Genomic DNA, 3,642 nt, shown 5'->3' on the forward strand with positions numbered 1-3,642 from the left:
CTTCAATTAAAACAAACCTTTCCATTAATTCCGCCTGCTCAGAAGATAAATTCATCGCTTTCCTTCGTGTACGGGGAAATTTTTTATTTCAAAATTTTATTTAATATTTCCTTAAACTAATGAAGTTATTCTACTAACTGATAACCTCTTTCGAGATATTCGTCATGCTCCTTTCCAAGGAGTAGCACATTCAGTTCCCTCTAAAAAAGAGGCAAATTAATCGATCAATTTAACCAGTGAGCTAATTTTCTTTACCCCAGAAAAAAAAAGAGGAAAGCTCTCAGAGCGATCCAATTAATGGTTTGATTTCCTTTTTAATGAAAATCATTTTAATCAATCCTTATGACTACAATGAAAATTTTTATAAAAAACTGTCAGAAATTATTAAAATTGAAAAATTAAATGGTTTGACTTGGCAGGATTGTCTAAAAAAGTGGTTTTTAACGGAACTAACTGCTATTGATCACTATCGGCGATTTATTAAAACAAAACGATTTGGAGCAATATGATCAATTTGACGAGAGATATGCCGGATTGACATCAAATTTCTTAAGCCCCAATAAATCTTTACCCTTGTCACAATTAGAAATCTATCTTTTTTTCTTAAATAAAAATGACGAATTAAAAAAATCTTGCGGCTTGCTCGCCTCAATCGAAAAACGCCAACAGAATTTAGAATTAATTCCAGAAACCGAATTAGCAGCAATTTCTGGCCAGCTTTCAACTTTAGATCAGGAGCAATGCTCTGCTCAAATTATATCCTCTCCTCAATCAGAAATGCCTTCTTCCATTTCTAGCCTTCCCAAAACATCACCTGGGGATTGGAAAAGATCAATACGCATACCGGTTGAATCTATAAACATGAATCTTGTTGGGGCTATTCAAGTAGGGTTTGCTTATTATAAAAAAAAACGAAAAATCTTAATGATGATGAAATAAAAAAAGGAAAATCAAAAGCTATACCCTTTGGAACAACTTACAAAAAGATATAAAAGGAAACCCTCGTCGTAATTATTACCCGAACCTAATTGCAGCTTTTAAATAGTACGGAAAGAAGAAAGATTCAGCAAAAACGCTCATTCTACGAGAGATAGCTTCTAGAACGTCTACACTAGACGAATCTTCCCCTTTTAAATTTAGAAAAAATACGGTTCTGCACTATCTTGGAAGGCTATACCAAAAGATTTATCAGGAAAAATTTTGTGAATTGGACAAGCTTTTGGAGCCAATTTTTGTCCTGAGGGAAAAAATCGATGAACTGGAAGAAGAGTGTATTTCTCGAAAATCCGATTATTCCAAAAATGAAGCGAGCCTAGTTAATTTTCTTGCTACCTTTAACCAAACCACTCGCAAATGTATCGATATAGACTTGGTAAGGCTACGTCAAAATAACAAAATGATTTCCTTAAATAAAGAGGTTGATCTAATGATTAACCGATTGAATTTCCCAATAAACGTCGAAGTGATTAATCAAATCATGCTTCTTTTAAACGACTGGGATAATTCAATCAATAGGTTTAAAAAGGCCAAGGAACCTAATCCAACCTTAATGATAAGATTATCTGAGTCCAGAGAAACTCTCAACGAAAAACTGAAAAAAGCATGCTGTAAGTATTGCAAAATTTACAAAACAATTACGGGAGCATCAAAGATAACCCTGCTTTTACTCTCGACGAATTAAAAGCGTTTGAAAAAGAATTAAATAAAGTAAAACACTTAAATATACCCAATCTATCCTCTTTAGGACTTAACTCAGATACAGTCAAGGATCAAATAGTAAAGCAAGAAGACCAATTGCGTTCTTGTATTAAAGCCTATTTTAATAACCATATTAAACTAAAAATTATAGAAATGCAAAATCTACTTCGCAATGAGAAGAAAAATTTCGAAGAAATCTCTAGCACCCATCAAGACATTCCCTCACATGTGGAAGAAACTCTCTCTTCCTTTAGCGAACAACTTGAGACGATTTAGATATTCTGTCTTCAATTTCAGACCCATCTGATTTTTCATCAACTGATGTGATTCAAATCCCATTGGATAAATTAAACAGGCTTCAAACTAACCTTTTAGGACAGTGTGATCTTTTTACAATTTCTTTAGAATTTGGAGAGGAGCAACATAATACTTTCGGTATAAAATTACGTAACTAGGTTGTCGAATTTGCACGTAAAATCCGCAATTTTCTTTCCAACCTATTTCCTTATTATCGAGAAAAAAGAAAAACCTCGTTCACCCTATGAGGTAACGCACACAGCGTTAAACACTACAAAAGAGGCCGTGTCCTCGTTACATGTTCCATAAAGTGATAAACAGCTCGAAAGTAAACTTGTCCACCAAAGTCACTCTCAAGCAGAACAGAAAGTTTCTGCAGCAAACCTAACTAGCCAAGGAATGTTTAGAATAACACCAGTTAAGGAAACAGATCTAAATAAGGAAAAATTCGAAAAATTTGGGAATGTTATTAAAATAAACTCAAAAAAATATTAATTTCCCCGTGCAATGTGCTGCGTGCAGTGCTTTTAATACGCTTAAAAATCTACATTAAAAATCTACATAATGAGTTATTAGAACTCAAAAACAAGACCCTTTTATCGCCCACCAATTTTGATACTTGATATAACACTTTGAAAAAAATGCAAAAGAAGACTTACGACGCTTGCCAAAACTTAAAAGCAATTTTAAAAAAAATTGGCGGTATAATTTTGGAAGAAAGATTTACAATAATATTGCTTTCATCGTTCGCTGGCTTGCTAAACAATTGGGGCTCATCTACCCCAAAAAAACAAAGACGTCCACTCACGATATAAAAGAACGGTTAAAGCTCTAGCGTCAGCACCAGAAGGTTTGGTGAAACACGGTCTTTTAAGAGTAGCAACGAGGATTCTGATTTGAACCCTGCGGGTTCTACGTTCTTCCCCTTTACCCCTAGAGAAAGAAGGTCAATTCTCTCATTGCGCTTCATTAAACACCGGCTCAACGGCCGCTTGCCATAGTTTTTGAGCACTATTGGAAAGTGTTTGAATTTTTCGCCATTCAATGATGATTTCTTTTAATTCGCGGCTGGTTCGTCGGCAGTCGCGGGAAATGGCTGCGATGAGTTCGCGCCCATGGCTTCGTCGGTTAAATCTTTGTTGGCGGCTTGAATGGCCATGTCGTGGTAGGTAGCGTCGGAAGCGCAAAGGATAACCCGTTCGTAACGTTTAACGTTAAATTTAGGTTCACCAGCGGCGGCCTTCACCTTCTCGTAGACGGGTTAAATCGCCGGCACTAGCTAATACTGTTCTTTTGAACTTATTAAAATCGTCGGTCTTCCATTCGTGCTCTTTGCCATCAATATAAACAACCAAAGCAGCTAACGCCTCATAAGTTCGTTTTTCTTTTTTCTTCAGATCGCAAAGCTGGTGGTATAACTTAAATTCTTGAGGATTGGCTGCGTTTTGTATTTTCGACATAAATACGCCTAATTAGGAGACTCACTTGGAAGCTATTATACTACATTTCAGTGAGGATTTCCTTATCTTAAAATAAACTTAAAGCCCATTCATCCCAGCACAGGCTGGCTCCGTACACGAAGGAAAGCGATGAATTTATCTTCTGAGCAGGCGGAATTAATGGAAAGGTTTGTTTTAATTGAAGCAA

At 35.8% G+C, this 3,642-nt stretch carries 2 pseudogenes; one reads left to right on the forward strand and one right to left on the reverse strand.

Annotated elements, in window-relative coordinates:
- Nucleotides 1-130: 130 nt before the first annotated feature.
- Nucleotides 131-2,490, forward strand: a pseudogene (locus tag OWO34_RS00035) (Dot/Icm type IV secretion system effector CetCb1); the annotation flags it as partial.
- Nucleotides 2,491-2,951: 461 nt separating this feature from the next.
- On the opposite strand, the pseudogene OWO34_RS00040 reads toward OWO34_RS00035, so the two are convergent.
- A pseudogene (locus tag OWO34_RS00040) lies at nt 2,952-3,455 on the reverse strand (hypothetical protein).
- Nucleotides 3,456-3,642: the final 187 nt, after the last annotated feature.

This window comes from Coxiella endosymbiont of Ornithodoros maritimus (genome assembly GCF_907164965.1).
Taxonomy (GTDB): domain Bacteria; phylum Pseudomonadota; class Gammaproteobacteria; order Coxiellales; family Coxiellaceae; genus Coxiella.